The sequence below is a fragment of the Paraburkholderia sp. D1E genome, from assembly GCF_052682275.1.
The window spans coordinates 4756988-4783662 of sequence record NZ_JBQYMB010000001.1 but is presented as its reverse complement, the minus strand read 5'-3'; the positions used below and the strand labels follow the sequence as shown (position 1 = coordinate 4783662).

General features: G+C 61.2%; 24 protein-coding genes and 1 pseudogene. 12 read left to right on the top strand and 13 right to left on the bottom strand.

Annotated features, from left to right (window positions below):
- Positions 1–9 precede the first annotated feature (9 nt).
- From ACUN0E_RS21315 to ACUN0E_RS21295, 5 genes are all read right to left on the bottom strand, one after another.
- The gene (locus tag ACUN0E_RS21315) at positions 10–1371 is read right to left on the bottom strand and encodes a four-carbon acid sugar kinase family protein (RefSeq protein WP_445567898.1); all 1362 of its coding nucleotides are present in this window, start codon (positions 1369–1371) and stop codon (positions 10–12) included.
- A 30-nt stretch (positions 1372–1401) separates the two neighbouring features.
- The gene (locus ACUN0E_RS21310) at positions 1402–2700 is read right to left on the bottom strand and encodes a ribulose-bisphosphate carboxylase large subunit family protein (RefSeq protein WP_445567897.1); all 1299 of its coding nucleotides are present in this window, start codon (positions 2698–2700) and stop codon (positions 1402–1404) included.
- Complete coding sequence (locus tag ACUN0E_RS21305) at positions 2697–3236, bottom strand: VOC family protein (protein ID WP_408521334.1); 540 nt, start codon at positions 3234–3236, stop codon at positions 2697–2699. Before ACUN0E_RS21305 ends, ACUN0E_RS21310 begins: the two co-directional genes overlap by 4 nt.
- Before the next feature lie 104 nt (positions 3237–3340).
- Positions 3341–5227, bottom strand: a complete 1887-nt coding sequence (locus ACUN0E_RS21300; RefSeq protein ID WP_445567896.1) for a TRAP transporter large permease — start codon at positions 5225–5227, stop codon at positions 3341–3343.
- A gap of 144 nt (positions 5228–5371) precedes the next feature.
- Positions 5372–6397, bottom strand: coding sequence for a TRAP transporter substrate-binding protein (locus ACUN0E_RS21295; protein ID WP_325047203.1), 1026 nt, complete (start codon positions 6395–6397; stop codon positions 5372–5374).
- Between the two features lie 197 nt (positions 6398–6594).
- Between ACUN0E_RS21295 and ACUN0E_RS21290 the strand changes: the two genes are divergently transcribed.
- The 3 genes from ACUN0E_RS21290 to ACUN0E_RS21280 all read left to right on the top strand — a co-directional run bounded on the left by ACUN0E_RS21290 (position 6595) and on the right by ACUN0E_RS21280 (position 9230).
- On the top strand, positions 6595–7650 hold the full coding sequence (locus ACUN0E_RS21290; RefSeq protein ID WP_408233338.1) for a LacI family DNA-binding transcriptional regulator: 1056 nt from the start codon (positions 6595–6597) through the stop codon (positions 7648–7650).
- Positions 7651–8087: 437 nt separating this feature from the next.
- Positions 8088–8459: a hypothetical protein gene (locus tag ACUN0E_RS21285; protein WP_408339393.1), complete on the top strand. Its 372-nt coding sequence runs from the start codon at positions 8088–8090 to the stop codon at positions 8457–8459.
- Positions 8460–8756: 297 nt separating this feature from the next.
- Positions 8757–9230 carry an Lrp/AsnC family transcriptional regulator gene (locus ACUN0E_RS21280; RefSeq protein ID WP_408233343.1) on the top strand — a complete coding sequence of 158 codons (474 nt, stop codon included), beginning with the start codon at positions 8757–8759 and terminating at the stop codon, positions 9228–9230.
- 3 nt (positions 9231–9233) lie between these two features.
- Here ACUN0E_RS21280 and ACUN0E_RS21275 read toward each other — a convergent pair.
- A pseudogene (locus ACUN0E_RS21275) lies at positions 9234–10474 on the bottom strand (YbfB/YjiJ family MFS transporter).
- Positions 10475–10732: 258 nt separating this feature from the next.
- Here ACUN0E_RS21275 and ACUN0E_RS21270 point away from each other — a divergent pair.
- The 3 genes from ACUN0E_RS21270 to ACUN0E_RS21260 all read left to right on the top strand — a co-directional run bounded on the left by ACUN0E_RS21270 (position 10733) and on the right by ACUN0E_RS21260 (position 12844).
- Positions 10733–11398: a nitroreductase family protein gene (locus ACUN0E_RS21270; RefSeq protein ID WP_445567895.1), complete on the top strand. Its 666-nt coding sequence runs from the start codon at positions 10733–10735 to the stop codon at positions 11396–11398.
- A gap of 127 nt (positions 11399–11525) precedes the next feature.
- Positions 11526–12005 (top strand): hypothetical protein, encoded by a 480-nt coding sequence (locus tag ACUN0E_RS21265; protein ID WP_408233352.1) that lies wholly within the window; start codon positions 11526–11528, stop codon positions 12003–12005.
- 11 nt (positions 12006–12016) lie between these two features.
- Positions 12017–12844 (top strand): hypothetical protein, encoded by an 828-nt coding sequence (locus ACUN0E_RS21260; RefSeq protein WP_445567894.1) that lies wholly within the window; start codon positions 12017–12019, stop codon positions 12842–12844.
- A gap of 63 nt (positions 12845–12907) precedes the next feature.
- Here the strand turns inward: ACUN0E_RS21260 and ACUN0E_RS21255 are convergent, their stop codons facing one another.
- From ACUN0E_RS21255 to ACUN0E_RS21240, 4 genes are all read right to left on the bottom strand, one after another.
- On the bottom strand, positions 12908–13606 hold the full coding sequence (locus tag ACUN0E_RS21255; protein WP_445567893.1) for a 4'-phosphopantetheinyl transferase family protein: 699 nt from the start codon (positions 13604–13606) through the stop codon (positions 12908–12910).
- A 255-nt stretch (positions 13607–13861) separates the two neighbouring features.
- Positions 13862–14098 (bottom strand): DUF2783 domain-containing protein, encoded by a 237-nt coding sequence (locus tag ACUN0E_RS21250; protein WP_445567892.1) that lies wholly within the window; start codon positions 14096–14098, stop codon positions 13862–13864.
- Between the two features lie 95 nt (positions 14099–14193).
- Complete coding sequence (locus ACUN0E_RS21245) at positions 14194–15903, bottom strand: FAD-dependent oxidoreductase (RefSeq protein ID WP_445567891.1); 1710 nt, start codon at positions 15901–15903, stop codon at positions 14194–14196.
- Between the two features lie 62 nt (positions 15904–15965).
- Positions 15966–16925, bottom strand: a complete 960-nt coding sequence (locus ACUN0E_RS21240) for an MBL fold metallo-hydrolase (RefSeq protein ID WP_408339404.1) — start codon at positions 16923–16925, stop codon at positions 15966–15968.
- Between the two features lie 276 nt (positions 16926–17201).
- Between ACUN0E_RS21240 and ACUN0E_RS21235 the strand changes: the two genes are divergently transcribed.
- The 3 genes from ACUN0E_RS21235 (at position 17202) to ACUN0E_RS21225 (ending at position 20003) form a co-directional block, all read left to right on the top strand.
- Positions 17202–18059 carry an IclR family transcriptional regulator gene (locus ACUN0E_RS21235; protein ID WP_445567890.1) on the top strand — a complete coding sequence of 286 codons (858 nt, stop codon included), beginning with the start codon at positions 17202–17204 and terminating at the stop codon, positions 18057–18059.
- Complete coding sequence (locus ACUN0E_RS21230; protein WP_445567889.1) at positions 18056–18886, top strand: IclR family transcriptional regulator; 831 nt, start codon at positions 18056–18058, stop codon at positions 18884–18886. Before ACUN0E_RS21235 ends, ACUN0E_RS21230 begins: the two co-directional genes overlap by 4 nt.
- Positions 18887–18968: 82 nt before the next feature.
- Positions 18969–20003: a MerR family transcriptional regulator gene (locus tag ACUN0E_RS21225; protein WP_445567888.1), complete on the top strand. Its 1035-nt coding sequence runs from the start codon at positions 18969–18971 to the stop codon at positions 20001–20003.
- A 51-nt stretch (positions 20004–20054) separates the two neighbouring features.
- Here ACUN0E_RS21225 and ACUN0E_RS21220 read toward each other — a convergent pair whose 3' ends face one another.
- The 3 genes from ACUN0E_RS21220 to ACUN0E_RS21210 form a co-directional block, all read right to left on the bottom strand.
- Positions 20055–20918: a MurR/RpiR family transcriptional regulator gene (locus ACUN0E_RS21220; protein WP_408233379.1), complete on the bottom strand. Its 864-nt coding sequence runs from the start codon at positions 20916–20918 to the stop codon at positions 20055–20057.
- Between the two features lie 96 nt (positions 20919–21014).
- On the bottom strand, positions 21015–22097 hold the full coding sequence (locus ACUN0E_RS21215) for an ABC transporter ATP-binding protein (RefSeq protein ID WP_408391451.1): 1083 nt from the start codon (positions 22095–22097) through the stop codon (positions 21015–21017).
- Positions 22098–22193: 96 nt separating this feature from the next.
- Positions 22194–22967, bottom strand: a complete 774-nt coding sequence (locus tag ACUN0E_RS21210) for an SDR family oxidoreductase (protein ID WP_445567887.1) — start codon at positions 22965–22967, stop codon at positions 22194–22196.
- Positions 22968–23303: 336 nt separating this feature from the next.
- Here ACUN0E_RS21210 and ACUN0E_RS21205 point away from each other — a divergent pair, with 336 nt between their 5' ends.
- The 3 genes from ACUN0E_RS21205 to ACUN0E_RS21195 all read left to right on the top strand — a co-directional run bounded on the left by ACUN0E_RS21205 (position 23304) and on the right by ACUN0E_RS21195 (position 26418).
- Complete coding sequence (locus ACUN0E_RS21205) at positions 23304–24536, top strand: ABC transporter substrate-binding protein (RefSeq protein ID WP_445567886.1); 1233 nt, start codon at positions 23304–23306, stop codon at positions 24534–24536.
- Positions 24537–24679: 143 nt separating this feature from the next.
- On the top strand, positions 24680–25570 hold the full coding sequence (locus tag ACUN0E_RS21200) for a carbohydrate ABC transporter permease (RefSeq protein ID WP_408242038.1): 891 nt from the start codon (positions 24680–24682) through the stop codon (positions 25568–25570).
- Positions 25567–26418: a carbohydrate ABC transporter permease gene (locus tag ACUN0E_RS21195; RefSeq protein ID WP_408242036.1), complete on the top strand. Its 852-nt coding sequence runs from the start codon at positions 25567–25569 to the stop codon at positions 26416–26418. The genes ACUN0E_RS21200 and ACUN0E_RS21195 overlap by 4 nt, the downstream gene beginning before the upstream one ends.
- Positions 26419–26675: the final 257 nt, after the last annotated feature.

The following is a 26675-nucleotide window of genomic DNA, read 5'->3' as shown; positions in this document are numbered from 1 at the left end:
GTTCAGGCATCAGGTATGGGTGTTGTAGCCCTTCAGCAGTTGCTCGAACAGATCGGCGTCGCCCATTTGGCCGCCTTTGAGCATGATCTCCATGCCGTCGAGTTCTTTTCTATCGGCATGCAGGCGGCACACGGTGACGCCTGCCGATAGAGGCGAGAGATACGACAGCCCCCACGCCTCGAGTGCCCGGACAGCAAAGCTCGATGTATCTCCGCCTGCAATTCCGATGCGTTGCAATCTCACCTTGCTGAGTACCGCTTTCAGCAGCGCAGCACACGCGTGGGCGAGTTGCGGCAACGCACTGTGTGCAGCTTCCTCTGCGTGCGCCGCTCGGCGCGTCGTGAAAGCGAGCACGTTGCGGCCGTCGCGCAATGGCCCGGCGATTGCGGCGACACGCGTGGCCAGATAGTCCGACGCGGCATCGCCGGTCATTTGCAGCGGGTCCAGTTCTACACGCAGATAGGAATGCGCGGCGGCGATCTGCACTTCAGTCAGAGGCGAAAGACTGCCGGCCAGCACGAACACCGGTCCGCGTGCACGAGCCAGCGAAGCAGGCGCAGCATTCACTTCTCCACGTTCACCCGCATCGTTGAGCGCACAGGCGTAGGCCTGCGCCACGCTGCTCGCCCCGACCGCCAGCAATGGCGACCGTGCTGTGGCTTGCCCTGCAATCAGCCGACCAATCGCACGCAAATGCAAGTCGTCGAGCACGTCGAATAGCACGGCGTCAGGTTTCGATTCGAGTCTGTAGGCCAGTTCTGTTTGCAGCGCCGCGTCGCCAAGTGCATAGCAACGCCAGTCGATCGATTGCACATTTTCCAGCCCCTGGCGCTGCAGATGGACCCGCAAGTCCGCTTCATTCATCGGCGTGACGGGGTGACGGCTCATGGTCGGATGACGGTCGATTCTGTAGATCGACTGTTGATGATCATCCGCACCGGCCGCCGCGAACAGTTCGCCGAACACGCAATAGCGACGCAGATTCGGTTGACCGCCCACCACCGCGACCAATGGATTCGCGCAGTACGCTCGCAACGTGCGAATGGCCACGCCGATGCTGCCGGTCTGCGGCGCGCTATCGAAAGTCGAGCACACTTTGTAGTGCATCACGCGCACGCCAAGCGCGGCGAACGCGGCGCCCACGCGCGCAAGCTCCGGCTGCTGCTCGTGCGGTGGCATGGTCCGCGCCGCGCCTGCGATGCCGACTGCGTCAAGCCGCCCCAGCATCGAAAGCCGAGCGGGATCCGGCGGGGCGAAGAACAACATAGTGCTCAAGCCAGCGCGGGCGAGATGAGCCAGCGTGTCGGTCGCGCCCGTAAAGTCGTCGCCGTAGAAGCCATAGGCGGGGCCATCGCCGCTGATGTCACTCATTGCCGCTCGCCTCCCGTTCCGGTGTATCGCTCACGTACGGCTGCCGAAAAATTCCAACGCGCGCCGCAATTCCGGCATATGTTCGGCGTAAGTCTCCAGCGGCGTGCGCGCCTGCACCGCTTCCCATGCCTGTCTAACACTCGTGACGCCCGCTGCGGGACCGTCCGGATGCGCGAGAATGCCGCCGCCCGACATGAACAGCAAGTCGGTGGAACGCACGGCGTCGAATGTCGCTTGCACGGTGCCCGCCCATTGTCCTGACGAAAACGCAGGCAGCACGATATCGTCGCAACCCGGCGCGAGCGGCGTGGCGCAATCGCCCGCGGACTCGATCACCTCGGCATCGCTCTGCGCGAATTTGCCGGCGAGGCCGTGCACATGCATATGGTCGACACCCGTCAAACGCCAGAGCGTTTGATACGCCTGAAACGACATGCCAAGCGCCGGATCGCGCGACATCATGCCGTAGCCGTTGCGATGTGCGTGCAGCACGAGCGGCGTCGCGCGGCGGAGTGTCTGGATCGCGGAAAAGCCGCACCAGTTGATGCTCGCCATCACGCAACTGCCGCCTTCCTGCTCGACGAGTTCAGCGTGACGGCGCATGGCGTCGAGGTCGTCGGTGATATTGAATGCGACCATCACCGGGCGGCCGCTGCGCTCGCGGTAGTTACGCACTTCCTTCATCACCGCGCGCACACGCTCGGCGAACGGAGCATGTGCTGGATTCGCGCATACCTCATCGTCCTTGATGAAATCGACGCCCGCTTCGCATAACTCGCGCACCAGTGCTGCTGTTTCTTCAGCACTCAGGCCGACGTTTGGCTTGATGATGGTGCCGATCATCGGCCTGCCGGCGACCTGCGTCAGCGCCCGTGTACCGGCTACGCCATGACGCGGCAATTCGAAGCGCGCACGATATGACGCCGGCAAGCGCAACGACAACAAGCGCATGCCGGTCACTTCGCCGAGGTCATACAGATTGCCGGCGACCGTCGCGGCAAGCGTCGGCAAATTCGCCTCGATGTTGGCCAGCGGAAACGACAGCGTGACACGCGCGCGCCGCCACGGCCCCGGCGTGCCCTGACGCGCAAGCCATGCACTCGGCAAACTGGGCTGCGCGGCGGATTCGAGTTCTTCGATCCGCACCACGCTCGCGCGGCTGCGCGCGCGCAGTGCGTCAGACTCGTTGGCGACCCGCACAAAGGTGCCGCTCGACTGCTCGCCTGCCATCACATCGGCAACACGTGCAGGATCGAGCGGCGTCTCGATCAGATAGTCGGCTTCGAGGCAATCGTCGTTGATGCTCTGCCGTTGCAACGTTGCGTTCATAGCGCGCTCAGATCGGGAAACTTGCGCACTGGATCACGGCCGTCCCAATCACGCGAGGCCGCATAGATCATGTCGAACAGCTTGCCTTTTGGTCCGGCGATTTCCGACAACTCGATCACCGTGCCCGGATGATTTTCAGTGTCGAAGTAAACGAAGCGTCCGTTGCGCCCCACTTCGCCGCTCATCGCGACTTTGAAGCCCTGCTCCTGCAAACGCACGAGGTCTGCGTCGAATGAAGTGGTCCAATACGCGTTGTGCTGCAAGCCGGTGTGGCCCGCAGCAAGAAAGTCGCGATACATGGACGGCGCATCGTTGCGTGTCTGGATCAGTTCGACCTGTAACGAGCCCGAATTCGCCAACGCCACGGAGTTATGCACGTCGTACGATTGCCCGCGATACGTGTAATTCTCGATCGGCACGCGTTCGTTGTAGAACCACGGACCCACACCGAGCACACGGCTCCAGTAGTCCATTGCGGCCTCGATATCGCGGACCACATACCCCGCCTGACGGATCTCGCCAAAGAAACGACTCATAAAACTCTCCCGATGCTGCCAGTTTTTGAAAGACGAGCGACGCCCCGGCGCAGCGGGAACGCAGCGCCCGAATGTCGAACCTGTTTAGAGACTTAAAAGAGACCTTAGAGAAAACCGATAGAAATCCAGGGAATCGCCGCGACCAGAATCAGACCGACGATCAAAGCACCCATGTAGCCGATGATCGGACGAATGCCCGCATCGGGATTGACCTTGCTGATTGCGCATGCCGAGTAGTAGCCCACGCCGAACGGCGGCGAGAACAGACCCACGCCCATCGACAGGATCACGACGATCGCATAGTGCACTTCGTTGACGCCCGCGAGTCGGGCGATCGGAAACAGCAGTGGCCCGAACAGCACGATAGCGGGGATCCCTTCGAGCACACTGCCCAGCATCACGAACACGACGATCGACACCGCGAGAAAGCCATACGCGCCGCCGGGCATCGAACCCATTAATTGCGCGAGGTCCTGCGAGAAGCCGGATTGCGTCAGCGCCCACGCCATGGCCGTTGCGCAGCCGATAATGAACAGGATCGCGCCCGATAAGGTGGCCGCGTCCACCAGCATGCGGCCGAGGCGCTTCCATTCGAACCGCCGGTAGACGAGCAGCCCAATCACCATCGAATACGCTATGCCGATGGTCGACACTTCAGTCGCCGTCGCCACACCTTCAACCACCGCCATTCTGATTACGAACGGCAAGGCCAGCGCGGGCAGCGACACGACGAACAGGCGCCCGATCTGCCGCTTGTTGAAACGCTGCGCGCCGCTCAGGTCCTCTTTGCGATAGCGCCACCACACCACCACGCAGAGGATCAACGCGAGCACGGCGCCCGGCAACATCCCCGCGGTGAAGAGCGCGGAGATCGACAGCCCCGTCACTGAGCCGATCGTAATCAGCACGATGCTCGGAGGGATGGTTTCGCTTTGCGCGCCAGTGGTGGCAAGCAGCGCAACCAGATCGCCTTCAGAAGCGCCGCGCTTTTTCATTTCCGGGAACAGCACCGGTGCAATCGCCGCCATGTCCGCGACTTTCGAACCGGAGATGCCCGACACCAGATACATCGCGCCAATCAGCACGAACGACAAACCGCCGTGCAGGTGACCGACGAGGCTCGCAAGAAACTCGATCATTGCGCGCGCCATGCCGGTCATTTCAATCAGCAAGCCGAGAAACACGAACAGCGGTACGGCCAGCAATACCAGATGAGACATGCCCTCATCCATGCGGCCGACCACGACCTCGAGCGGCGTGAAGGTCGAGAGACCGAGATAGCCGAACGTGGCAAGCGCGAAAGAAAATCCGATGGGCACGCCCGAAAAAATGCCGATCGCGACCACGCCGACGAAGAAGATCACCAGGTTGACCTTGCCGAGCGTCTGGAACCACGGACCGCCGAACACAGCCACCACGCCTAATAGGGCAACCATCACGAGCACGATCAGCACGTCGCGCACGCGGCTCACCTGCGCGAGACGAATCAGCCCGACGATCAGCATGAGGGCGGCACCGATCGGCAACGCGAGCGCGCGCCATGCGTTGCTGATCTCAAGCGCAGGCGTAATGATCGCCGCCTCGCCGGACGCATAGTCGTACGCAGGTCCGATCAACAACGCGAGTAATGCAATCGATGCGGCAATCGCCAGCGTATCGACGAATGCGCGCCGCTCCGGCGAAAGGCGGCTAACGAAAGCCGTCATTCGCATATGTTCGCCGCGCCGCAACGCGAGCACGGCGCCAAGCATGGCGAGCCACAGGAACAGAATCCCGGCGAGTTCGTCCGACCACACTAGTGGCTGATGCAGTGCATAACGCCAGATCACGCCCGCCAGCATCACGACGATCTCCACCGCCAGCAGCGCCGCCGCACAGACTTCGACGAGCGCAATCAGCCCGCGATCGAAGGTTCTCAGCCAGCGGCGCGGCAGGCTCGCCGCGTGCAACGCGACGGCCGCCTCGGTGGGATTCAATGCGTGATTCGACATGCGGATGCCTCCTCGCGGCCGCTCGCCGCGTTTCGTCTCTTGCTCACCGGTGTGCTGCACGGTCAGGGCCTACAACTCAGCGTTCACGCTTCACGCTTCACGCTTCACGCTTCACGCTTCGCGATTCACGATCACGACTCACGCCTAAGCCAGCTTGCCGACCGATTGTTCGAGCAGGTCCCACGCCTGCGTACCGAACTTGCCCTTCCATTCGGCGTAAAAGCCCGCTTGACGCAGCGCCGCGCGGAACGTGTCCGGTGCCGGACGATTAATCGCCAAGCCTTTGCTTTGCAGATCCGCAACGGCAGCGTCGTTAAGCTTGCGAACGTCTTCGCGTTGCTTCAACGCGCTTTGATTGAAGGCGTCGCTAGCAATGCCCTGCAAGTCTTTCGGCAGACGTTGCCACGCGCGCGGGTTCAATACAAACCAGTAGCCGTCCCACATGTGGTTGGTCAACGAACAGAATTTCTGCACTTCGTAGAGCTTCGCGACCTGCACGATCGGCAGCGGGTTTTCCTGCGCATCGACAATATGCGTTTGCAGCGACGAATAGACTTCGCTGAACTGCAAGCTGGTTGGTGCGGCGCCGAGGCCTTTGAACATGTCGATGCTAAGCGGGCTTACCGGTACGCGTATCTTCAGCCCGCGCATGTTCTGCGCGCTGGTGATCGGGCCGTTGCTGGTGGTCGTCTGACGAAAGCCGTTGTCCCACATCTTTTCAAACGACTCGAGCCCGGCCTTCTGCATCGCCGCACGCACGTAGGCGCCGAGCTTGCCGTCCATCGCGCTCCACACCTGGTTGTAGTCGCTGAAGGCGAAACCGACCGCATTGATCGCCACCGATGGCGCGAGCGTCGACACCACCAGCGCCGACGGCGTGAACATCTCAATGCCGCCGCTGCGCACCTGCGCAAGCATGTCGGTATCGCCGCCGAGCTGGTTGTTAGGGAATATCCGGATCTCCATGCGCCCTTTCGACGCCTCTTTGATCTGATTGGCCGCTTCCTGCGAGCGCACGTTCAGCGGATGCGTGAGCGGCAGATTGTTGCCGTACTTGAACACGAACTCCGGGCCGGACGCCGCGCGCACGATCGCCGGAAAGCCCAGCGCGCTGGCAACCGGCACGGCGGCAGCGGCACGCAGCAACGTGCGTCTCGCGAGGTTGGTCATTTGGGTGTCTCCTTGCTTATAATTGATGTGACTTCGAATCCATCAAAAAACCTCATCACCTGCTGACACCGCCTTGATTTCCGGTCACTGCGTATCAGTCGTCATGTGATAGCTGCAAGACTAGGCGTCCGCGGCAATGGCTGTCAAACCGCGAACTTGATGGTTTTTGATGGACTTCCACTCTGCGAAGGACTGTTATGTCCGAACCGCTTCTCCTCACCGCCGCTGCACGCGCGCGCATTCCCGACATTGCGCGCGCCGCCGGCGTTTCGACCGCCACGGTGGATCGCGTACTCAATGGCCGCGAAGGCGTGCGCGCCGTCACTGCGCAACGCGTGCTTCAAGCGGCCGCGCAACTCGGTTATCTGCTGACGCCGGAAGCACCTGTCGCGTCAGCTTCAAGACCGATGCGCATCGCGTTTCTTTTGCCGGCCGGCACCAATCGCTATTTGCACATGCTCGGCGACTACATCGACTTCGCGCACGAGCAGTGGAACGCGTTGGACATGAAATGCCGCGTTCACTACGTCGAGAGTTTCAACCCGAAAGAACTCGCCGACCGTCTACTGCATTACGGACAACGTGCGGATGGCGTGGTGTTCATGGCGCTCGAGCATCCCGTCGTACGCGATGCCGTGAATACGCTGGCCGACCAGGGCGTACCGGCAATTACGCTGATTTCCGATTTGTCGAATGCGCGACGGCTGGCCTATGTGGGCATCGACAATCGCGCAGCAGGACGCACGGCAGCGTTGCTATTGGGGCGCTTCATGGGGCCACGGCCGAGCGGAAAGATCGCGATGCTGGCAGGCAGCCTCAACTATCGTGGGCATGAGGAACGTGAGATCGGTTTTCTGCATCTGATCGAATCGACGTTTCCTTCGGTCAAGGTGATTGGCCTTCGCGAAGGACACGACGACAGCGAGCGCAACTATGCGCAGACGCGCAAGCTGTTGGAACAGCATCCCGATCTCGCGGGGATTTACAACAGTGGTGGTGGTTCGGACGGCGTCGCTCGCGCGATTGTGGAAGCACGCTCCGATCAGAAGATCCTGTTTGTCGGGCACGGGTTGACGCCCGACACGCGGGCTCTGCTGATCGACGGAACGATGGATGCATTGATCACACAAACACCGCAGGCCATGGTGGGGAATTGCTTGCGGATTTTCCGCAACGTGCGTGAGAAGCGCGATGCGCTGAGTGACGTTAAGCCCGTGCAGTTCAGTATTGTGCTAAGGGAGAATTTGCCATGACTAGCGGGGGTTTGGGCCGCTCCCGCAGGGCTGCGGTAGCACACGAATACCATTAGGCACGCCGGATGCTGAGACACCATCGCATTCAAACTTCAATGCGAAAGGAGATCAGATCATGCCTTACCTTCTCGGCTGGCTTCTTGGCGTTCCGTTGATCGTGCTGGTTATCCTATACCTCATTTTCCACTAATCATTTGCAACATAAGCAGTTCACCTGAATGTCATTCCGCGCGGCCCTGCCTATCCCAGCGGCCGCGCGTTCCGAGATGCTCGCACCCGGGTGCGCCCTCCATTCGTCAATGCAAAGCGGCACCTCGGTGCGCATGTCTTTTCACTTGCGCTGTACAAAACGGCGCGTAAGACTAGGCCCCCTAGCCCGCGCAAAATGCCATATCTGCACGCGTACGCACAGACTGCGTATGAGCAAGGAGGGATCCATGGCAAACAACGAATACACGCTGTCACATCAGGACGTGGTGAAGGCAGTGATCATTCATCAGAACATTCACGAGGGCTTCTGGACGCTGAACATCAACTTCAACGTCGCCGCCACCCATGGTCCACAAGTGCCCGATCCTTGTCTCGCCGTGACGATCAAGGGCATCGGCATCATGCGGGCTTCGTCTACCGATCCACTCGCCACCGACGCGGCGCTTGTCAATCCGCCGGTGCCTGAACCCGTTGAAGGTGCGGTGCATATCGCGGCGGCCATTAACGGCACGCATGAAGGCGGTATGCAGTTCTGTCGTGACGTCTATCGCAATGTCGCGGTACAAAGCGCGGTAAGAGCGCCGAACAAACACAGCTGAAAGAGAAAAATGCGTCCATGCCCGGCGAGCGCGTCTTCAGGCGCTGGTAACGCCGGAATTCGCCCGCGTGCCGCCTTCTTGTGAAGAAGACAGCGAGACACCGGATGGCAGCTTGTGGCCGCGCGGAACCGCTGGCCCGGGGCCGCGGCCCGGACGGTTGTCCCGGGCATGAATGCACCCTGAAAATATACCCAGGCGCAGGCTGGATAGGCTTCTTAAAGCAATCCATCCATTCGCCTAATACAGGATGATCTTCCGCTAGAATGGCATTTATCCGAACAAGCTTCCGAGAATGCCATGACAGCCCGAAATCGCCCACTGGACAACCAGGATCGGAAGATCCTGCGCGAGCTGCAGAAGAACGCGCGCCTGAGCAATGCGGAGCTCGCCGAACTGGTCGGCATGTCGACCACTGCGTGCTGGAATCGCACGCGTCAGTTGGAGACCGAGGGGTATATCCGCGGCTACGTTGCGTTGCTCGACCAGCAGAAGCTCGGCTTCGCCGATGTCGTGCTGCTCGAGGTCACGCTCGACCGTCACGACGATGACGCCCTCGCCCGCTTCGGCGCCGAACTGGCCACCTTGACTGAAGTGCTGGAAGCGTACCTGGTGTCGGGCGATTACGACTATCTGGTGAAAGTGGCCGTCGACGGTACAGCCGGCTACGAGCGGTTTCTGCGCGAGAAGCTCTACAAGATCGCCGGCATCCGTCACAGCCGCTCGATGTTTGCACTGCGGTGTATGAAGAGTATTCCGTCGGTGCAGATTTAGGGCTCAGACTCCGCGTAACGGCTTCTGGCAAGCCGCCAACACCGCGCCGGCCGCCAGCAGCAACGCGGAATACACCAGCCCACGTGCGAGACCGGCGCCATCCGAGACCCAGCCAATCACCATCGGCCCGACGATCTGTCCGAACGCGAACACGATCGTGAATGCGCTAATGCCCTTGGCCCAGTGACTCACCGGCAGATTGTGGCGCACGAAGGCCGTGGTCGACGCGACGGCCGAGAGAAACGTCGCGCCGAACAGCACGCCGGAGACGAACGCCACCCACGGTTGCGTGAACAACGCGGGTAACAGCGTCGCCACCGCGAGCAAGCCGTTGAGTATCGCGAGCGCGTGACCGCCACGCATGCGGTCGAGCAAACCAGACCACAAGCGCGCCGAACCCACCGTCGCCACGCCGAGCAACAGGTAGAAGCCCGTCACCACCACCGCGCTCATGCCCGCGTTGCGCAGCAGCGCGACGATGAACGTCATGTAGCCGATATAGCCGACACCGAACAATCCATAGCCTGCCAGTGCGGGGCTGAAACGCGGCCAACGTGGCGCGTCGGCGGTATCGGAGCTTGTGCGGTCGAAGACCCGCTCGCGTGCACGCGTTCGATTTTCCTCGCGGCGCCGATAGCGATCGCGGCGAACACGGCGCACGCAACGGCCAGCGCGAACCACGCAAATTGCCAGCCATGTGCGACGTTGAGAATCGTCAGCGGCACCAGCACCGACGAGGCGACGATGCCCCATCCGGTCCCGCCGTAATACAAGCCGAGAACAAGTCCCGCGTCGTGCGGTCTCGCCGATGCAAGCCGCGCCGCCAGCACGCCGCCGCTGATGAAGACCGCCGCGCTGCTCACACCGGTGATCACGCGCAACGCGAGTAGCGAATGCGTGTCGGCAAGCAGACCGCTGATCGCCATCAGAAGCGCCGTGGCCACGCAACCGGCGCCGAACAACGTACCGTCCGACCAGCGGCGCGCGAGCCGCGGAAAAGCGAGCGCGCCCAGCAAATAGCCAAGCGCATTGGCGGTATTCATCGCGCCGGCTTGAGCGAAGCTCCAGCCGAGATCGAGTTTCATCGACGGCAAGAGCAACGCGTACGCGAAGCGCGCAAGGCCCAGCGCGATCGCGCTGCCTAACGACAGGCCGGCGGCCAGCATCAAGGTGGGCAGGCGCTGCGCCGCTTCGGCGGAGGTGGAATTGGTGTTCGATGCGGCGTCGAGAGATTTTGTCGGCATTGGCTAGCGTGGGTAGACAAGGATGCGGCAGGCTGGCTGCGGCATTTCACCATCATATCTGGGGGCGCTCGCTGTGACTGACCGTTAGTTGCGGATCAGACGCCCGAGGCTGGACTGCAACGCCTTCTGTCCGCGCGCAGCCCCTACCAACCCACGCTGCAACGCGCTGTCCAATTCATTTTCTAAATGCGAATGATTTGCATTTACTGACAAATTGCCTCATCATGAAGTCCATACCATCAGCCGAACACCGAAATCATGATCACGCTAGACATCAGCCGCCTTGAAACCGAAAGCGAACATATAGCCGCCGCGTCGCCGCACGCCGCCCCTCGATCCAAGGCGCCGGCCGCGTTTGAAGTATTGCTGTCGCGCCAGTCCCAATGGCCGCTCACCGAACCGGGTCCGGCCGACGCCGAGCTCGATCTGATCATCGACGCTGCCTTGCGCGCGCCCGATCACGGCGATCTGCGGCCGTGGCGCTTCGTCACGATCCGCGGCGACGCACGCGGCCACCTCGGCGACGTGCTGGTCGACATCGCTTGCGCCCGTTCGCCCGGCGAGCCGCGCTCCGCGCATGCGCACCGGCGGCAGAAGGCTTACGCCGCGCCACTCGTGATCGCGCTCGGGGCGGCGCTCTCGCCCCATTCGAAAGTGCCGGAGATCGAACAATTGCTGTCGGTCGGCGCGGCCACGATGAACATGCTGAATGCGATCCACGCGCTGGGCTATGGCGGTTTCTGGTCCACGGGAGCGGACAGCTATGAAGCGCAACTGCACGACGCATTGGGCTTCGGGCCAAACGAGCAACTGCTTGGCTTTCTCTTTGTCGGCACGCCGAAAAACCCCGGGCAAGAAACGGCGCGACCGCCACGTAGCGAACATGTGCGCGAATGGCTGCCGCCGCAGCCGGCCAAAACTTGAAGCAGGCACCGACGCGAACACCGCGTCACCGTCTATCCGTCGCACGCGACATGCGCTGGCCTGCGACGCGGCCCTCATCCGATCAGGCCGGCGCGACTCATTGGACTGTGTCCATTCAGGAGCATCGATGAACTTCCGCTCTCAATACAGCAGCCGTCCCGAACTGGTCGACGATCACGTCACGGATACCCACGACGCGCCCGACCGCACAGTGCTCAGCGCCGTGCGCACCTGGCTGCGGCCGGCTTGTGAAACGGCGCGCGGCGGCGTGCACTGGCGCGACATCCTGAGCGGCGTGGGCTTACGGCAGGACGGCATCGAACATTTCGATCTGCTGATGCGTTCGCTGATGCACGTGTCTTATCGTCCGCTCGACATGCGATGCCGCTGCGCCAGCGATCTCGGCAAAGACGAAGCCGTGATCCTGCAAACCATTGCACTGCTGCAAAAAACGCACAGCGGCGCCGCGTTGCGGATGCTGAACGAATGGCTGCCGGCACCGGCTGTCAGCGGTGTGTTGAAGTTGATCCGCTGGTTCGCCATCGATCTGCTCGACGCCGGTGTCGAACTCGACGTGCAAGCACGGCGCGTCACCTATATGCATTGAGGACCGACCGTATGCCGTTGGAACTCGCTTATCTCGCGCCGTCGCGTGTGCGTGACAGCATCGACTCGCAGGCGGCGAATAACGCTAACGCCTCGCAAGCCGATCAAGGTGCTCGAATTGCGCCCGCTATTGTCAGCGCGGTCACGCCGAAATTTGTCTCGCGCCCATTGACGCGCCACTATCCGCGCAGCGCCGCCGCGCCACGCGCGGGTGAGTTGCATCTGTGGCGGTTCCGTTGCGAATGGCTACCGGTGCCGGTGCAGGAAGGCGAGACGTGGCTGTCGAAGGTCGAGCGCGAACGCGCACGGTTGCATCCGAACTCGGCGTTACGCAAACGCTTTATCAGCGCGCGCGTGGTGACGCGCTGGATCGTCGCGAATCTGTTCGACTGCGAGCCGCGCACCGTCGATTTGCAGGACGACGGCAACGAAAAACTGCACGCGCGTCATCCGCACGACGGTCGAGGCATCACGATCGATATCGCGTACGGCGGTATCTGGATCGTAATCGGCATTGCGCCGGCAACGCTCGGTCTCAGCGTCGTCGTCCCTCCCCCGATCGCCGCTCCAGGTGACACACCGGAAGACTCACGCCAACGCGCGCGCTACGGCAGCTTGTGCAATGCGTTGCGCTATGCGCCGGTCGATATCGATCTGGATATGTTGTCGTGCGATGCCGCAGCCTGCGCGTTCGACCTCGCGGAGCATGGTTGCTGGCATGTGCTCGATCTGCCGATGTCGGGCAAGATTCGTGCGGCGGTTGCACTCGCGCAGCCGGTTACGCACGTGTATGCGTTTGGGTGGCCGAAGGCTTGTGTGTTTGGTGAATCAGGCGCGTAGGGTGGTGTGCCGCAGGCTGCGTGTGCTGCGTGTGTATGATTGCGCGAAAGGAAGGTACGTGTTCTAACGCGCGAACGTTTTCGTCGACCATGCCACGCATGCGGAATAGCCAGCCGGCGCCGCGATCCATTGCGCAGCAACATCATTCATGTCTTCTGGAATCTGGTTGCGCAGCGTCACCTCGGTGCTGTCACGCGGCAGCACCGTCAGATGCTGCAAGCCACGCGTGATGCCCACACCCGTCGTCTTGACTAGCGCTTCTTTGGCGACCCATGCGTCGTAGAACGCGGCGAGTTGCTGATCAACCTCAAGGCGCTCGATCCACGCTGCTTCGCTCGCATCGAGCGTCAATGCCGCAATCGAATGCCAATCGAACTTGTCGCTCTGATGTTCGATATCGACCCCGACGCGCCGCTTAGGCGACATGGCGATGAGCCCATGTGTGCCCGCATGCGATACGTTGAAATCGAGCACGCTGGAATCGGTGAGGTGAGGCCGGTGGTTTGCGTCGCTCGTGAATCGGACGGCGTGTGCCGCAATGCCGAGATACTGCGCGAGTTGTTCGCGCAGCGCCACGCGCACGGACGCGAAACGAAGCGCGTCTTCGTGGCGGCGAAAGTTGCCGGCTCTCGTGCGTTCTTCATCGCTGAGTGACGCGAAGGCAGCATCCTCCAGCGACGTATCGAAAGCGAAATCGACTCGCCACAAGGAAACGTCGGACAGGCCCGCATGCGGTAATGGAACGGGTTCGATCGAATACATCGTGAAGGTTCGGACGTTAGACGCGCGGTCGCAAAGGGATAGACACGACTCTACCCGATCTGGCGTTCGAGTCTGTTCGATCTTTAGATGCGTGTCGCTTTCTTCGGCACGCCGAACGGCACCGTAGCACGTAAAACTGCGTGGGCTTCGACACCGGCATCATGGCGACATGCGATGCCCCGATGCCCCGATGCCCCGATGCCCCGATGCCCCGCAGCAGCGTAATCCGCGTGGAATGACACTTATGACACTTGGTCACGCAGCCAGCGGATGCGCCTGTGCGCCCTGTCCCGCAGCATCGGTCACGCCTTCGCGTGCGTGCCGCATCGCTTCGAGCAGCGTCGCGTGATCGCCGATATGGTTGGCCAGCAACAGGATCAGTTGCGCATTGGCCGACTGACTCTGCGCGTCGTCCAGATCGCGATGCATGTCGATCAGCGCCTCGTAGAAATCGTCGGGGCGGGCGAGGTTGGGTTGCGTGTTCAATGCCATGACTGTCTCCTGCTTTTTCTTTTGCCGATGTGCTGCGTTTGCCGCCTAGGCTGTGTTCGCTGTGTTTTCTGCGTGCACCGGATAGGCCAAAAACTTCAGGCCGTACCTTCAACGCACAACGCTCGCTTCAAGGCACTTTCCACAAAGCTCACGTCGAGTTGCCGCCTACGCGCGCAGACATGCTGGTCCGGGCGAATCAGATAGAACGTACCGGGCTTAGCGTCGTAACGAGCGGCCGCAAGACCGTCGACGTCGTGCACCACATTCGCACCCGAAGCCGCTGCGACCTGCGCATCGCCACTCGTCACCACAACGAGTTTCAGCGGAATCGGACCGCTGCGTAATGCATCCAGCGCAGCTTGCATCGCCTGATCGATTCCTTGCGAGCCGCAGAACAACACGCCCGTGAATTGCTGACCAAGCTGCTGTAATAGCCATGCCGCTTGCCCGGCTGCATGAACGGGCGCATCGACGCACGATGCGCCCGGCACCATCAGACCTTCGAAACTGTCGCTGTCCAATGTATTCAGCGGGGAATCATGCAACACAGCCGGCACCGACAAGCGACCGCTATTCGTCAACTGCCGCGCGAACGGATGCTGGCGCGAGAGCTTCAGCACGGCGTCGCGGAACACGCGGCTAATCGGGCTCTTCGGCGTGATGAAATCGGTCGAACGGGTGGAGTTGCGGATGTTTTCGTCTGCAGCGAATTCGCGCTCGCTCGCATACGTGTCGAGCAAGGCGTCGGAGGCTTTGCCTTCGAGCACCATTGCCAGTTTCCATGCGAGGTTTTCCGCGTCCTGCACGCCACTATTCGCGCCGCGCGCACCGAACGGCGACACGCCGTGCGCGGAATCGCCCGCGAACAACACGTTGCCGTGCCGGAAACGATCCATGCGTAAACACGAAAACGTATAGACACTGACCCATTCCAGCTCAAACTTCGCGTCCGCCCCGAGCAACGCACGCACGCGCGGAATCACCCGCTCCGGCGTTTTTTCGAGCACCGGGTCCGCGTCCCAGCCCAACTGGAAATCGATCCGCCACACGTTATCCGGCTGACGATGCAACAGTACCGACTGATTCGGATGAAACGGCGGATCGAACCAGAACCAGCGCTCGGTCGGAAACTCCGCTTCCATCTTCACGTCGGCGATCAGGAAGCGGTCTTTGAACGTGACGCCGTGGCTGTCGAGTCCCATCAGATTGCGCATCGGACTGCGCGAGCCGTCGGCGGCCACCACATAGCGGCCACACAGCGCGTACTGACCGTCAGGCGTATCGACGGTCAACGTCACGCTAGCTTGAGCAGTGCCAGGCGTACCGCTCTGCTGCATGCCAACCACCTTGCTCTTCCAGCGGATCTCGAGATTCGACATTTCCTGCGCACGTTCGAGCAGAAAGCCTTCGACGTAGTACTGCTGCAGGTTGATGAACGCGGGCCGGTTGTGGCCCGCTTCCGGCTGCAGATTGAACGTGTACACCAGTTCATCTTTCAGGAACACCTTGCCGACATTCCAGCTAATGCCCTTGTCTACCATGCGTTGCCCGCAGCCGAGCCGGTCGAAAATATCGAGCGAGCGCTTCGAGAAGCAAATCGCCCGCGAACCGGTGGACAACGAACAATCGTCGTCCACCAGGACGACCGGCACGCCCTGCTGCGCGATATCGATCGCGGTAGCGAGGCCCACGGGCCCCGCGCCGACCACGATCACGGGATAGGCCGCCTGATCCGCACCGCTTTGCCTGCTTTGTTCGCGGCAAGGCTGATAGTCGAACGACAGCGTCTGGTAGTTGATGCTCATCTTGTGTCTCCGTCCTTCTCTGCTCTGCTTGACGCTTTCCAGCGTTCCTATGCTGTTATCAATCAGGCTTGCAAAGCGGCCCACATGTCCTTATCGCGCTGCGCGGTCCAGATGCGCGGATGCGTGATACCGCTCGCTTCGTCGAAAGCACGTGAAACGTCGAACGGCAGGCAGTGCTCATAGATGAACACGTGGCCGAACTTCGGGTCCATGGCCTTGCGCGTGTGCGCCATGGCGGCCTTCAGGTCGAGCTTCTGTTCGACCGCTTCGCGGCCTTGTTGCAGCAGCGTGGTGACGAAGTCTTTCGTGTAATCGAGACCCTTGTTGACGTCTTCCGGCGTAGTCAATGCAGGACCGCGGCCCGGCACCAGCTTCTCGGCCTTCAACGCGCGCAGCGCTTCAAGCGTGGCCGGCCATTGTTCAAGCTGTGCATCGCCGCAGTAACAGGCTGCGTCGTATTCGACCAGGTCGCCGGAGAACAACACCTTCTGCGACGGCAGCCACACCACCGTATCGCCCTTCGTATGACCGGCGCCCAGGTGCGCGATACGCACTTCGAGCTTGCCGAGGAATAACGTCATTTCCTTTTCGAACACGAGCGTGGGCCACGTCAGGCCCGGCACCGTTTCGACACCGGCGAAGAGACGGGGGAAGCGTTCGATTTCGGACTTCATGTCCGCTTCGCCACGCTCGACGATCATCTCGTACGTGCCGCGGCTCGCGATCACCTGTTGCGCGCCTTCTTCGAAATATGCCGACGCGCCAAGCACGCGCACCGCGTGGTAATGCGACAGCACGACGTATTTAATCGGCTTGTCGGTCACGCTGCGAATCTTCGCGATGAGGTCTTGCGCCATGGCCGGCGTGGCGGTGGTGTCGACGATCAGCACGCCGTCGTCGCCAATGATCACACCCGAGTTCGGATCGCCTTCAGCGGTGTATGCGTAGGCGTTCTCGGACAACTTGGTCCACGTGACTTTCTTGACTTCCAGGTCGGCCTGGGATGCGAATGCCTTTGCCATGCTTGTCTCCCTCAAAAGTTGAATGTGAGGCGAGACGCCGGCTGCGCGCTCAGATGCGCTGGCTGACTGTATTGGAGGTTGTCTCGCCCCGTTTTGACTCTGTGACTGCACCGGTATGTCGGGGTGAATGCATCTTATGGCCGGGCCAGTTTATTTGTCAATAGCGAAATGTATCGCTATACACAAATCTCTGAGCGCCTAAGATGAGGACAGAGGGGTGCGGGCTTTCGCCCGGGCTTCGGCTAACATGGACCCTTTTTACGGACGAGCGCAGGTGTGAGCAAAGCAGCGAAACCGGCCACCGGCAAAGGCGCGGGCGGCAGCGAGACAGTGGATGGCAGCAAGACACAGCGCGGGATTCAGAGCGTTGAAGTGGGCGGCCGCGTGTTGCTGGCGCTGGCGCAAGCGCGCAGCCCGCTTGCCTTGTCCGATCTCGCCAGCGCCGCGCAGATCGCGCCGGGGCAAGCACATGCTTATCTGGTGAGCCTGAGCCGCTTAGGTCTGATCAAACGGGACGAACTGTCAGGCCGTTATGAACCCGGGCCGCTGTCGTTGCGGCTTGGGTTGATGCACCTGGAGAACCAGCCGGCGTTTCGCGCCGCCGTGCCGCGGGTGGCGGCGTTGGCCGAGGCGATCGGATTCAGCGTCGCGATCTGCATTGCCGGGCCGCAAGGGCCGACCATCGTCCGCTACGAGCATGCCGGCTTTCCGCTGCATGTGAATCTGCATGTGGGGACGGTGATGTCGCTGCCGGCCACGTCGACGGGTCGCGTGTTTTGCGCTTTTCTGCCGCGCGACGCGGTGGAGGGGATGTGGGCGAATCAGTCGGGCGCGGCGAGTAGCGCGATGACACCGCCCGACGAAAGCGCCGCGTTCGAAGCAGCTTTAGATGCAATCCGCGTGCACAGGTTGGAATGCAGCGTGGATGCGCCGAGCCCAGGTATCAGCAGTTTGAGCGCGCCGGTGCTCGACGCCGACGGCCACTTGTGCCTCGCGCTAACCGTGATCGGCTCGACCGGCGCGATCGACGTCGCCGCCGATGGCCCGACGGCGCGCGCGCTGCTTGCTGCGGCTCATGACATCAGCGCCGAACTTGCGGCAACGCCTTCCCTGCTAGCTTCCTCTGCATCGTGACCGACTCTCTCGACACCTCTTACTCCGCCTCCGGCGCTTCCGCTGCTTCCGCGCATGCGAAGCCGCAGCGCGGCATCCAGTCGCTCGATAGCACCGGCGAGTTGCTTGGCGCACTGGTTGCGGCCGCGCGGCCATTAAGCTTGCGCGACCTTGCAGCGGCTGCGGGCATGCCGCCGGCCAAAGCGTTTCCGCATCTGGTGAGTCTGCTCAAAATTGGACTGCTCGATCGGGACGCTTCGGGTTGTTTCGAAGCCGGGCCTTTGGCGCTTGAGCTTGGGTTGATCGGCTTGCAGCGTTTATCGCCGACGCGTGAGGCTGAGCCGGAAGTGGTCGAACTGGCAGCATCGACGGGGATGAGTGTCGCGATGGCGGTGCTCGGGCCGCTCGGGCCAACCGTCGTGCGTCTGGAGGAATCGGCGCGGCCGCTGCATGTGAGCTTGCGGGTCGGCACGGTGATGTCGCTGGTGAATACGGCGATCGGGCGGGTGTTTGCCGCATATGTCGCGGACGATGTGCGTCATGGTCTGCTGGTGCAGGATCATTTGCGGCTAGCAGGGGCGCCGGCGGGGGAGACAAAAGCCTACGCACAACGGCTCACGCAAATCCGTGCGGACGGCATCGATACTGCATTGAGCCGGCCCGTGCCGGGCATCGACACCTTGGCCGCGCCGGTGCTGGACCATACCGGCAGCATCTGCCTCGTGCTCGCGCTGATGGGTCCGAGCGGGAGCTTCGATAGCGAGCTCACGGGCGGCCCTGCGCAAACTTTGCGCGCGGCAACGCTGAGGTTGTCGCGGCGGTTTGGGTGGATGGCGGCGACGCCTTGAAGCCGCGCTGTAACTATTCCATTGACTCGGCCCCAAGGGCCAACTCCATGATGTGCGTGGTCAGCAAACGAAGAGGTGACTCATGCGTTGTTCCACCCCATTTTTGAGTGCTTCCGAAGCGGCGAGACGGCTCGGCGTCTCGGCCAAAGCCCTGCGACTCTACGAGCAGCGAGGCCTGGTGACGCCGGCACGCACGGTCTCCGGCTATCGCACCTATGGTCCCGACGAGATGAATCGTGCAGCGGAGATTGTTGCCCTGCGCGCGCTTGGCCTCAGCCTCGCCCAGGTGGCACAGGTGCTGAAAGGCGACCCTCAGAGTCTGGAGCCCGCCTTGGCTGCCCACGAAGCGACGCTTGAAGCGGGCATTCGCCAGCTCGTGGATACGATAGCCAAGGTCAAGGGGCTTCGGGCTGATCTTGCTCGAGGTCAGGCGCCTGCAGACGGAGAATTGGCACGCCTGGTCAACCCTTCCGCCGGACTCAGCACGGCCTTCGATCTTCCCTGGCCTTGGGGCGGCGAACGATTCGAACTCCGTGAAATCCGACCGCTGAACTACATCATCGGTCCTTTGGGAAGCGGCAAGACACGGCTGGCAAAGTGCCTGACCGAGAATCTACCGAATGCCGCATTTCTGGGCCTCGAACGGGCACACGAGGGATACGCCGAGACTCTCGCCCGCCTGGAAACGGATGCGGCGCTCAGATCACGCGTTGATCAGACTCTGGCGTGGCTCATCGATGAAGGCGCAGCAGAATCGGAAGCCCTCAGCGCCCTGCTCGTTGGCCTGGAATCCGAAGGGTCGGCCGTCGTCGTGGACATGGTGGAGCAAGGCCTGGATCAGGCCACGCAGGAGGCGTTGATCATCCATCTTCGCCAACGCGCCAGGCTTGGTGCGCGCTCCTTGTTTCTGATGACGCGCTCTTCAGCGATTCTGGATCTGGCCGCAATCGGCCCCGATGAATCCATTATTTTGTGCCCAGCCAATCACAGCCCGCCCACTCTAGTCGCCCCCTATCCAGGTACGCCGGGATACGAGGCCGTTGCGACCTGCTTGGCCTCGCCAGAAGTTCGAGCGCGGACGGCAGGCATGATCGCCTGGCGTCCTCAGGCTGCGTGATTGTTCGCACGTTTGTCGCAGGGTTCTTGAAGCGGCCATCGTGCAGCGTGGTCAATCCCCCGCCGCCTCCGGCTCATGCGACGACAACCGCGCCTTCGCATTCCGCATTTTTTCGAGTGTATTGGGCCGTGCCTTCAACGCGACGCCGATAGCCAGCGCGTCCATGATGCACAGATGCACGAGCCGCGACACGCCTGGCGTATTCGGATCGATCGGACTCGGCACGCGCAACAGCAGCGGAATATCGACCAGCCACGCCAGGCGCGAGCCGACATTCGTCAGCGCAATCGTAGTTGCGCCACGCTCCTTGGCGATCTGAATGCTTTCGTTCACTTCGACGCTGCGGCCCGAATGCGAAATCGCAAACGCCACATCACCCGGCTCCATGAGCCCCGCGTAAAGCCGTTGCAAATGACCATCGGTAAACGCCGTAGCCGCTATATCGAGCCGCAAAAACCTTAAAGCCGCATCTTGCGCAACAAGTCCTGACCCCGACCCGACGCCAAAGAAGAAAACCCGCCCCGCGCTCGACAACGCCGCAATCGCACTCTCAAACACCGCCGGGTCCAACGCACCACACGCATGCGTAATCCCATCAACAGCGGCTTCGCCGACCTTGTCCATCAACGTCTGAACGTCATCATCACGCGAAACCGCCGTCGACGCATACGGCACCCCACCCGCCACGCTCTGCGCCAATTGCATCTTGAAGTCGCGCAGACCATGCGCACCGATCGCGCGGCAAAAGCGCGTGACCGAAGGCTCGGACACGTCCGCGCGCTGCGCGAGTTCCGTGATGCTCGCGCGCATCGCAAAGTCGACGTCGCTCAGCACCATCTCGGCAACTTTGCGCTCGGCGGGCCGCAAATTGGCCAGCGCGCCGCGGATGTGGGGGATCAAGTTCGGTGCGGACACCCGGTGTTCCTTAAGGGTTAGATGAATCCGCGTCGCGTCGCAGCTTCAGTTGGCTTGAATCAGCCTGGATCAGCCTCAAGCGCGGCAACACGCGGTTCAGACCAGTCTGCGTCCACTCTCCGTATCGAACAGATGAATATGCTCAGCCGGCAGACGCAGCGTTACGCGCTGACCGGGCTCGACTTTCGAGCGCTGGCGAGTCGTCACGCACCACGTGCTGCCACCTATTTTCCCGTACAAATGAGTCTCGGCGCCAGTCGGCTCGACCACTTCGACTTCTATGGTGGCGTCCGGCTTGTCAGCCATTGTTTCAATGTGCTCGGGACGTACGCCGAGCGTGACCTTGGCGCCGACAACGGCGGAAGCGGGTGTACCCTCCAGCACGATCTCGCCACCGTCAGTGAGTTTCAACGCGAAGCCCTGTCCATCCGCGCGATTCGTCAACACGCCTTCAGCAAAATTCATCGACGGCGAACCGAGGAAGCTCGCGACGAACAGATTCGCGGGACGGTCGTACAGATCGAGCGGGCGGCCCACCTGCTCGATCCGCCCCGCGTTCATCACCACGATGCGATCCGCCATGGTCATCGCCTCGATCTGATCGTGCGTGACGTAGATCACCGTATTCTTCAGACGCTGATGCAATGCCTTGATTTCCGTGCGCATCTGCACGCGCAATTTGGCGTCGAGATTGGACAGCGGTTCGTCGAACAGAAACAGCGACGGCTCACGCACCACCGCGCGGCCCATTGCCACCCGCTGACGTTGACCACCCGACAGCGCACGCGGCAAGCGATCCAGATAACCGCCGAGGTTCAGCATCTTCGCGGCGGCTTCGATCCGCGGCTTGAAACTCGCGGACGATTCCTTGCGAATTCGCGGCCCAAACGCGATGTTCTCGTAGACCGACAGATGCGGATAGAGCGCGTAGCTCTGGAACACCATCGAAATATTGCGCTGCTGCGGCGCGAGCGTGTTCGCGCGCGTGCCGCCGATCATCAGATCGCCGCCGCTGATTTCTTCGAGCCCCGCCACCATGCGCATCAGTGTGCTCTTGCCGCAACCCGATGGGCCGACCAGCACGACGAACTCGCCGTCGTCGATGTCGAGATCGATGCCGTGCACCACTTGCGTGTCGCCATAGCGTTTGAAGATGCCGCTCAGTTGCACTGCTGCCATGCTGTCCTCATCGTCGTGCTGTCATACGAACGTGCTGCCTTGTTTCATCGAGCAAAGAACACGTCGCGCTATCCGGTCAAAGCAGTTCAAAACGATTCAAAGCGATTCGAGTGTCAGTTCTTCCGCCATCAAACGGTTGCCGGCCATCAGCCCACCGTCGACAGGCAATGCGACGCCGGTTATCACGCGCGCCATCGGCGATGCGAGGAACAGCACCGCGTCGGCAATGTCGTCGGGCGTCGCGAAGTCACGCAACGGGTACCACTTCTTCAGATCCTCGAAGACCTGCGGATTCTTGTCGACGCGCGCCTGCCATGCCTGCGTCTTCACCGTGCCCGGACAGACAATGTTCGCGCGAATGCCGTAACGGCCCAGTTCGATCGCCAGCGCTTTGGTGTAGCTGATGAGGCCGGCCTTCGCCGCGCTATACGCCGGATGCCCGAGCGCGGCCATGCCGTTCACCGAGCCGATCAGCACCAGCGCGCCCTTCTGCCGCTCGATCATCGACGCGCGCACCGCTTCCACCGTGTGATACGTGCCGTTCAGATTCAAATGGATGTCGCGTTGCCAACTGGCGGCGTCGGTCGTGGCGAGCGTCAGACCTTTGGCGGCACCCGCGTTGGCGACTAGCACGTCCACCGGACCACGCGTCTTCACCGCTTCGGCCACTGCATGCTGCACTGCCGCAGCATCGCCGAGGTCGACCGCGATTGGCGTGACGTGTGTCTCGCCTAACTGCACCGTCAATCCGCTCAGCGCAACCGCGTCGATATCGAGCGCCAGCACGGTATCGCCCTGCTCCACGAAACGCTTGCACAACACGCTGCCGATGCCACCGCAAGCGCCCGTTACCAACACCACACGATTCATGTCCGCCCTCGCTCCTCAACCCCGTTCAGCGCCGTTCCAGCGTGTAAATTTCCTACAAACCTGACGCTGCGTAGTTGTCTAGTCATCCCGAAGATTGGGTATCCGTGACTTCGCGTTACGCAGAATACCCCTGCTTTACAGCATCTTATGCACAAAACTTGCCGAGAAGAAATATGGCAGACCCTACGTGACAAGCTATTTTGCGTCATGTAGGATTTTTTCAAACAATTTAACCCAAAGCGGCCGGCGACGGCAGCAGACCACCCCCCACCATCGTTGGATGGGACCGGAGAAAGTGCTAAAGCGCGAACTCCGATCGACACAGGAGAGAGAGAAATGTCGTTGCATGCCCGTGCTTCCCTCGCGCTAGGCAAAGTTGCCGTGGCGCTCGCGTTTGCAGGTATTGCCGTCGCGGCTCACGCCGACACGGTCCGCGTAACGGTCGCGCATTACAGCGATGCGACCGCGCCGTACTTCGAAAAAATGGCCCGTAGCTTCGAGAAGGCCAATCCCGGCACGACGATCAAGATCGAAGACGTGAGCTGGGACACGCTGCAACAGAAACTGCAGACGGACATTACCGGTAACGCTAACGCCGACCTCGCGATCGTCGGCACGCGCTGGCTGCTCGACTTCGTGAAGGACGACGTGGCTGAGCCGCTCGACGGCTACATGGACGCGAGCTTCAAGAATCGCTTCATCGGCCCGTTCCTCGCCCCGGGTGAAATCAACGGCAAGGTGTACGGCCTGCCGATCGCGGCTTCGGCACGCGCGCTCTACTACAACAAGGATCTGCTCGCGAAGGTCGGCTACCCCGACGGTCCGAAGACGTGGAATGACGTGATTGATGCGTCGAAGAAACTGAAGGCGCAGGGCATTGCCGGCTTCGGTCTGCAAGGCAAGGAAATCGAAACCGACGTCTATTATTACTACGCGCTGTGGACCAACGGCGGCGATGTGGTCGGCAAGGACGGCAAGGCGGCGTTCAATTCGCCGGCCGGCATCAAGGCGGCCACGCTGTACAAGACGATGATCGACCAGGGTCTGACGCAACCTGGCGTGACCGGCTATAGCCGTGAAGACGTGCAAAACCTCTTCAAGCAAGGCCGCGTTGCGATGGTGATTTCGGCACCGTTCCTGTCCAAGCAGATCAAGAAGGAAGCGCCGAATCTGAAGTACGGTATCGATCCGATCCCGATGGGCACGACGCACGCTACCTATGCCGTGACCGACTCGATCGTGATGTTCAAGAACTCGAAGGTGAAGAAGTCGGCATGGAAGTTCCTCGACTATCTGTTCACGAAGGAACCGCGCGTCGAGTTCACGAAGACCGAAGGTTTCCTGCCGACCACCAAGGCTGAGGCGACCGATCCGGCGTTCAACGATCCGGATACCAAAGCTTTCGTCGCGCTGCTGCCGACGGCTCACTTCGCGCCGACCGTGACCGGTTGGGAAGACACCGCGAAGGCCGTGACCGATGCAATGCAATCGGTCTACCTGGGCAAGGCGAAGCCTGCTGATGCGTTGAATGCCGCGGCGGATCAAGCGAACAAGTCGCTCGGTAAGTGATTGCGTAGTCTCGTAGCACGATGCTGAACACGGAACGCGCGCCGCCGTTGTGAAGGCGGCGCGCGTTTCGGTCCTAATGCACTATCCGGCCCATCCCGTCGCGCCCATTTTTTAACATGAGCGCGTCTTACGATCGAGCACGCATGAGCCGTTCCGCTTCTTCGCGCCTCCAGGCGCCCTGGTTGCTGATTGCGCCGAGTCTGGTGTTGGCGCTTTTCATCATCAGCTATCCGATTTTCAACATCGTGTGGCAATCGCTGCACGAGGTCTCGCGCTTCGGTGCGATCCGCGATTTCAGCGGTCTGCAGAATTTCATTACGGTTTTCACCGATCCAAACTTTCTTGCCGCAGCCAGACGAACGGTTGTCTGGACCGTGTGCGTGGTGGGCGGCACGGTGCTGATTTCCGTGCCGGTTGCGCTGATTCTGAATCAGGATTTCTATGGACGCGGCGTGGCGCGCACGATTGTGATGCTGCCGTGGTCCGTCTCGCTGACGATGACCGCCGTGGTGTGGCGCTGGGCCTTCAACGACGACTACGGCATGGTCAACGTCACGTTGGAGCGGCTTGGCTTGATCCACGGTCAGATACATTGGCTTGCGACGCCGGAACTCGCGTTTCCCGTGGAAATCGCCGTCGGCATTCTGGTGTCGATTCCCTTTACGGTGACGATTCTGCTGGGCGGGTTGTCGTCGGTGCCGGGCGATATTTATGAAGCGGCGCGAATGGATGGCGCCAGTGCGTGGCAGCAGTTTCGCAAGCTGACGATGCCGCTCTTGCGGCCGTTCATCAACATGACGATTCTGTTGAACGTGATCTATGTGTTCAATTCTTTCCCGATCATCTGGGTGATGACCCAAGGCGGGCCGGATAACGGCACGCACATTCTCGTCACGTATCTCTATGAGCTTGGATTCAGGCTGGGACGTCCCGGCCAGGCCGCGGCCGTGTCGCTGATCATGCTCGTTATGCTGTTCGTTTTCTCGATCGCTTATCTGCGCCTGCAGCCCGCGAAAGAAGGAGAGGCGTCATGAGTCTTAGCGTCAAGATGAAGCGCTCGCTGTGGTGCTGGTTGGCGCTGTCGCCGCTCGTTGTGGCCGTGCTGTTTCCGTTTGCGGTGATGTTTTTTACGGCGTTGAAGCCGGCTACTGAGATCTTTGTTTATCCGGCGAGATGGTTGCCGGTGCATTGGCAGTGGAGCAATTTTTCGGATATGTGGGTTGCGGCTAATTTTGGTGTCGCGCTGAGGAATAGCTGTGTGATTAGTTTCTTGTCGACTGCGTTGGCGTTGGCGGTAAGCTTGCCGGCGGCTTATGCGTTGGCTAGGTTTCCGTTTCGTGGGAAGGGACTGTATTCGCAGTTTCTGCTGGTGACGCAGATGTTGTCGCCGATTTTGCTGGTGGTGGGCTTGTTCCGGCTCGCGGCGATGATTCCTTATGGGGATGGGAATCTGGTCGACTCCAAGATTGGGGTCATCGTTTCTTATGCTGCGTTCAATATCGCGTTTGCGGTTTGGATGTTGTCTTCTTACTTTCAGACGGTGCCAAGGGATCTGGAAGAGGCGGCGTGGTTGGAGGGGTGTGGGAGGACTCGGGCTGTTTTTAAGGTGTTCTTGCCGCTTGCGGTTCCTGCGATTGTTGTGACGGCGATCTTTACTTTTATTAATGCGTGGAATGAGTTTGCGGTTGTTTATACGTTGATTCGGTCGCCGGAGAATAAGACTCTTACTGTGCAGGTGACTGACATGGTCGCTGGCAAGTACGTCGTTGAGTGGCATCTGGTGATGGCCGCTACCCTCTGCGCGACGTTGCCGGTTTCGATTGTGTTTGCCTGGTTGCAGCGGTTCCTGGTGAAGGGGTTGGCGTTGGGGGCGGTGAAGTAGGGTTGGGGAGGCACGGCAGGCAGGGGCTCGTCGTAGATGATACCTTTCAGCGCCCTAAATCCATCATTCGGCCTTATCCCTCGTGCGCCTTGCGTCATAGTCGCATTTGCGGTTCTGCGACGGACCGGTCTTCGGCCTGAGCCGCCGTTCGTCCATTGGCCTTGCTATGCCTGCTCACTGCCTCAGACCAGCCATTCGTTGACAGCCATGGCGAACGTCTGCTGCCAACATCAACGAATGCCAGCCCCCGACCCATC

Excerpts from the sequence above, each read along its gene's own strand:
- ACUN0E_RS21315 (WP_445567898.1), bottom strand. The coding sequence starts at position 1,371 with ATGAGTGACATCAGCGGCGATGGCCCCGCCTATGGCTTCTACGGCGAC.
- ACUN0E_RS21310 (WP_445567897.1), bottom strand. The coding sequence starts at position 2,700 with ATGAACGCAACGTTGCAACGGCAGAGCATCAACGACGATTGCCTCGAA.
- ACUN0E_RS21305 (WP_408521334.1), bottom strand. The coding sequence starts at position 3,236 with ATGAGTCGTTTCTTTGGCGAGATCCGTCAGGCGGGGTATGTGGTCCGC.
- ACUN0E_RS21300 (WP_445567896.1), bottom strand. The coding sequence starts at position 5,227 with ATGTCGAATCACGCATTGAATCCCACCGAGGCGGCCGTCGCGTTGCAC.
- ACUN0E_RS21295 (WP_325047203.1), bottom strand. The coding sequence starts at position 6,397 with ATGACCAACCTCGCGAGACGCACGTTGCTGCGTGCCGCTGCCGCCGTG.
- ACUN0E_RS21290 (WP_408233338.1), top strand. The coding sequence starts at position 6,595 with ATGTCCGAACCGCTTCTCCTCACCGCCGCTGCACGCGCGCGCATTCCC.
- ACUN0E_RS21285 (WP_408339393.1), top strand. The coding sequence starts at position 8,088 with ATGGCAAACAACGAATACACGCTGTCACATCAGGACGTGGTGAAGGCA.
- ACUN0E_RS21280 (WP_408233343.1), top strand. The coding sequence starts at position 8,757 with ATGACAGCCCGAAATCGCCCACTGGACAACCAGGATCGGAAGATCCTG.
- ACUN0E_RS21270 (WP_445567895.1), top strand. The coding sequence starts at position 10,733 with ATGATCACGCTAGACATCAGCCGCCTTGAAACCGAAAGCGAACATATA.
- ACUN0E_RS21265 (WP_408233352.1), top strand. The coding sequence starts at position 11,526 with ATGAACTTCCGCTCTCAATACAGCAGCCGTCCCGAACTGGTCGACGAT.
- ACUN0E_RS21260 (WP_445567894.1), top strand. The coding sequence starts at position 12,017 with ATGCCGTTGGAACTCGCTTATCTCGCGCCGTCGCGTGTGCGTGACAGC.
- ACUN0E_RS21255 (WP_445567893.1), bottom strand. The coding sequence starts at position 13,606 with ATGTATTCGATCGAACCCGTTCCATTACCGCATGCGGGCCTGTCCGAC.
- ACUN0E_RS21250 (WP_445567892.1), bottom strand. The coding sequence starts at position 14,098 with ATGGCATTGAACACGCAACCCAACCTCGCCCGCCCCGACGATTTCTAC.
- ACUN0E_RS21245 (WP_445567891.1), bottom strand. The coding sequence starts at position 15,903 with ATGAGCATCAACTACCAGACGCTGTCGTTCGACTATCAGCCTTGCCGC.
- ACUN0E_RS21240 (WP_408339404.1), bottom strand. The coding sequence starts at position 16,925 with ATGGCAAAGGCATTCGCATCCCAGGCCGACCTGGAAGTCAAGAAAGTC.
- ACUN0E_RS21225 (WP_445567888.1), top strand. The coding sequence starts at position 18,969 with ATGCGTTGTTCCACCCCATTTTTGAGTGCTTCCGAAGCGGCGAGACGG.
- ACUN0E_RS21215 (WP_408391451.1), bottom strand. The coding sequence starts at position 22,097 with ATGGCAGCAGTGCAACTGAGCGGCATCTTCAAACGCTATGGCGACACG.
- ACUN0E_RS21210 (WP_445567887.1), bottom strand. The coding sequence starts at position 22,967 with ATGAATCGTGTGGTGTTGGTAACGGGCGCTTGCGGTGGCATCGGCAGC.
- ACUN0E_RS21205 (WP_445567886.1), top strand. The coding sequence starts at position 23,304 with ATGTCGTTGCATGCCCGTGCTTCCCTCGCGCTAGGCAAAGTTGCCGTG.
- ACUN0E_RS21200 (WP_408242038.1), top strand. The coding sequence starts at position 24,680 with ATGAGCCGTTCCGCTTCTTCGCGCCTCCAGGCGCCCTGGTTGCTGATT.
- ACUN0E_RS21195 (WP_408242036.1), top strand. The coding sequence starts at position 25,567 with ATGAGTCTTAGCGTCAAGATGAAGCGCTCGCTGTGGTGCTGGTTGGCG.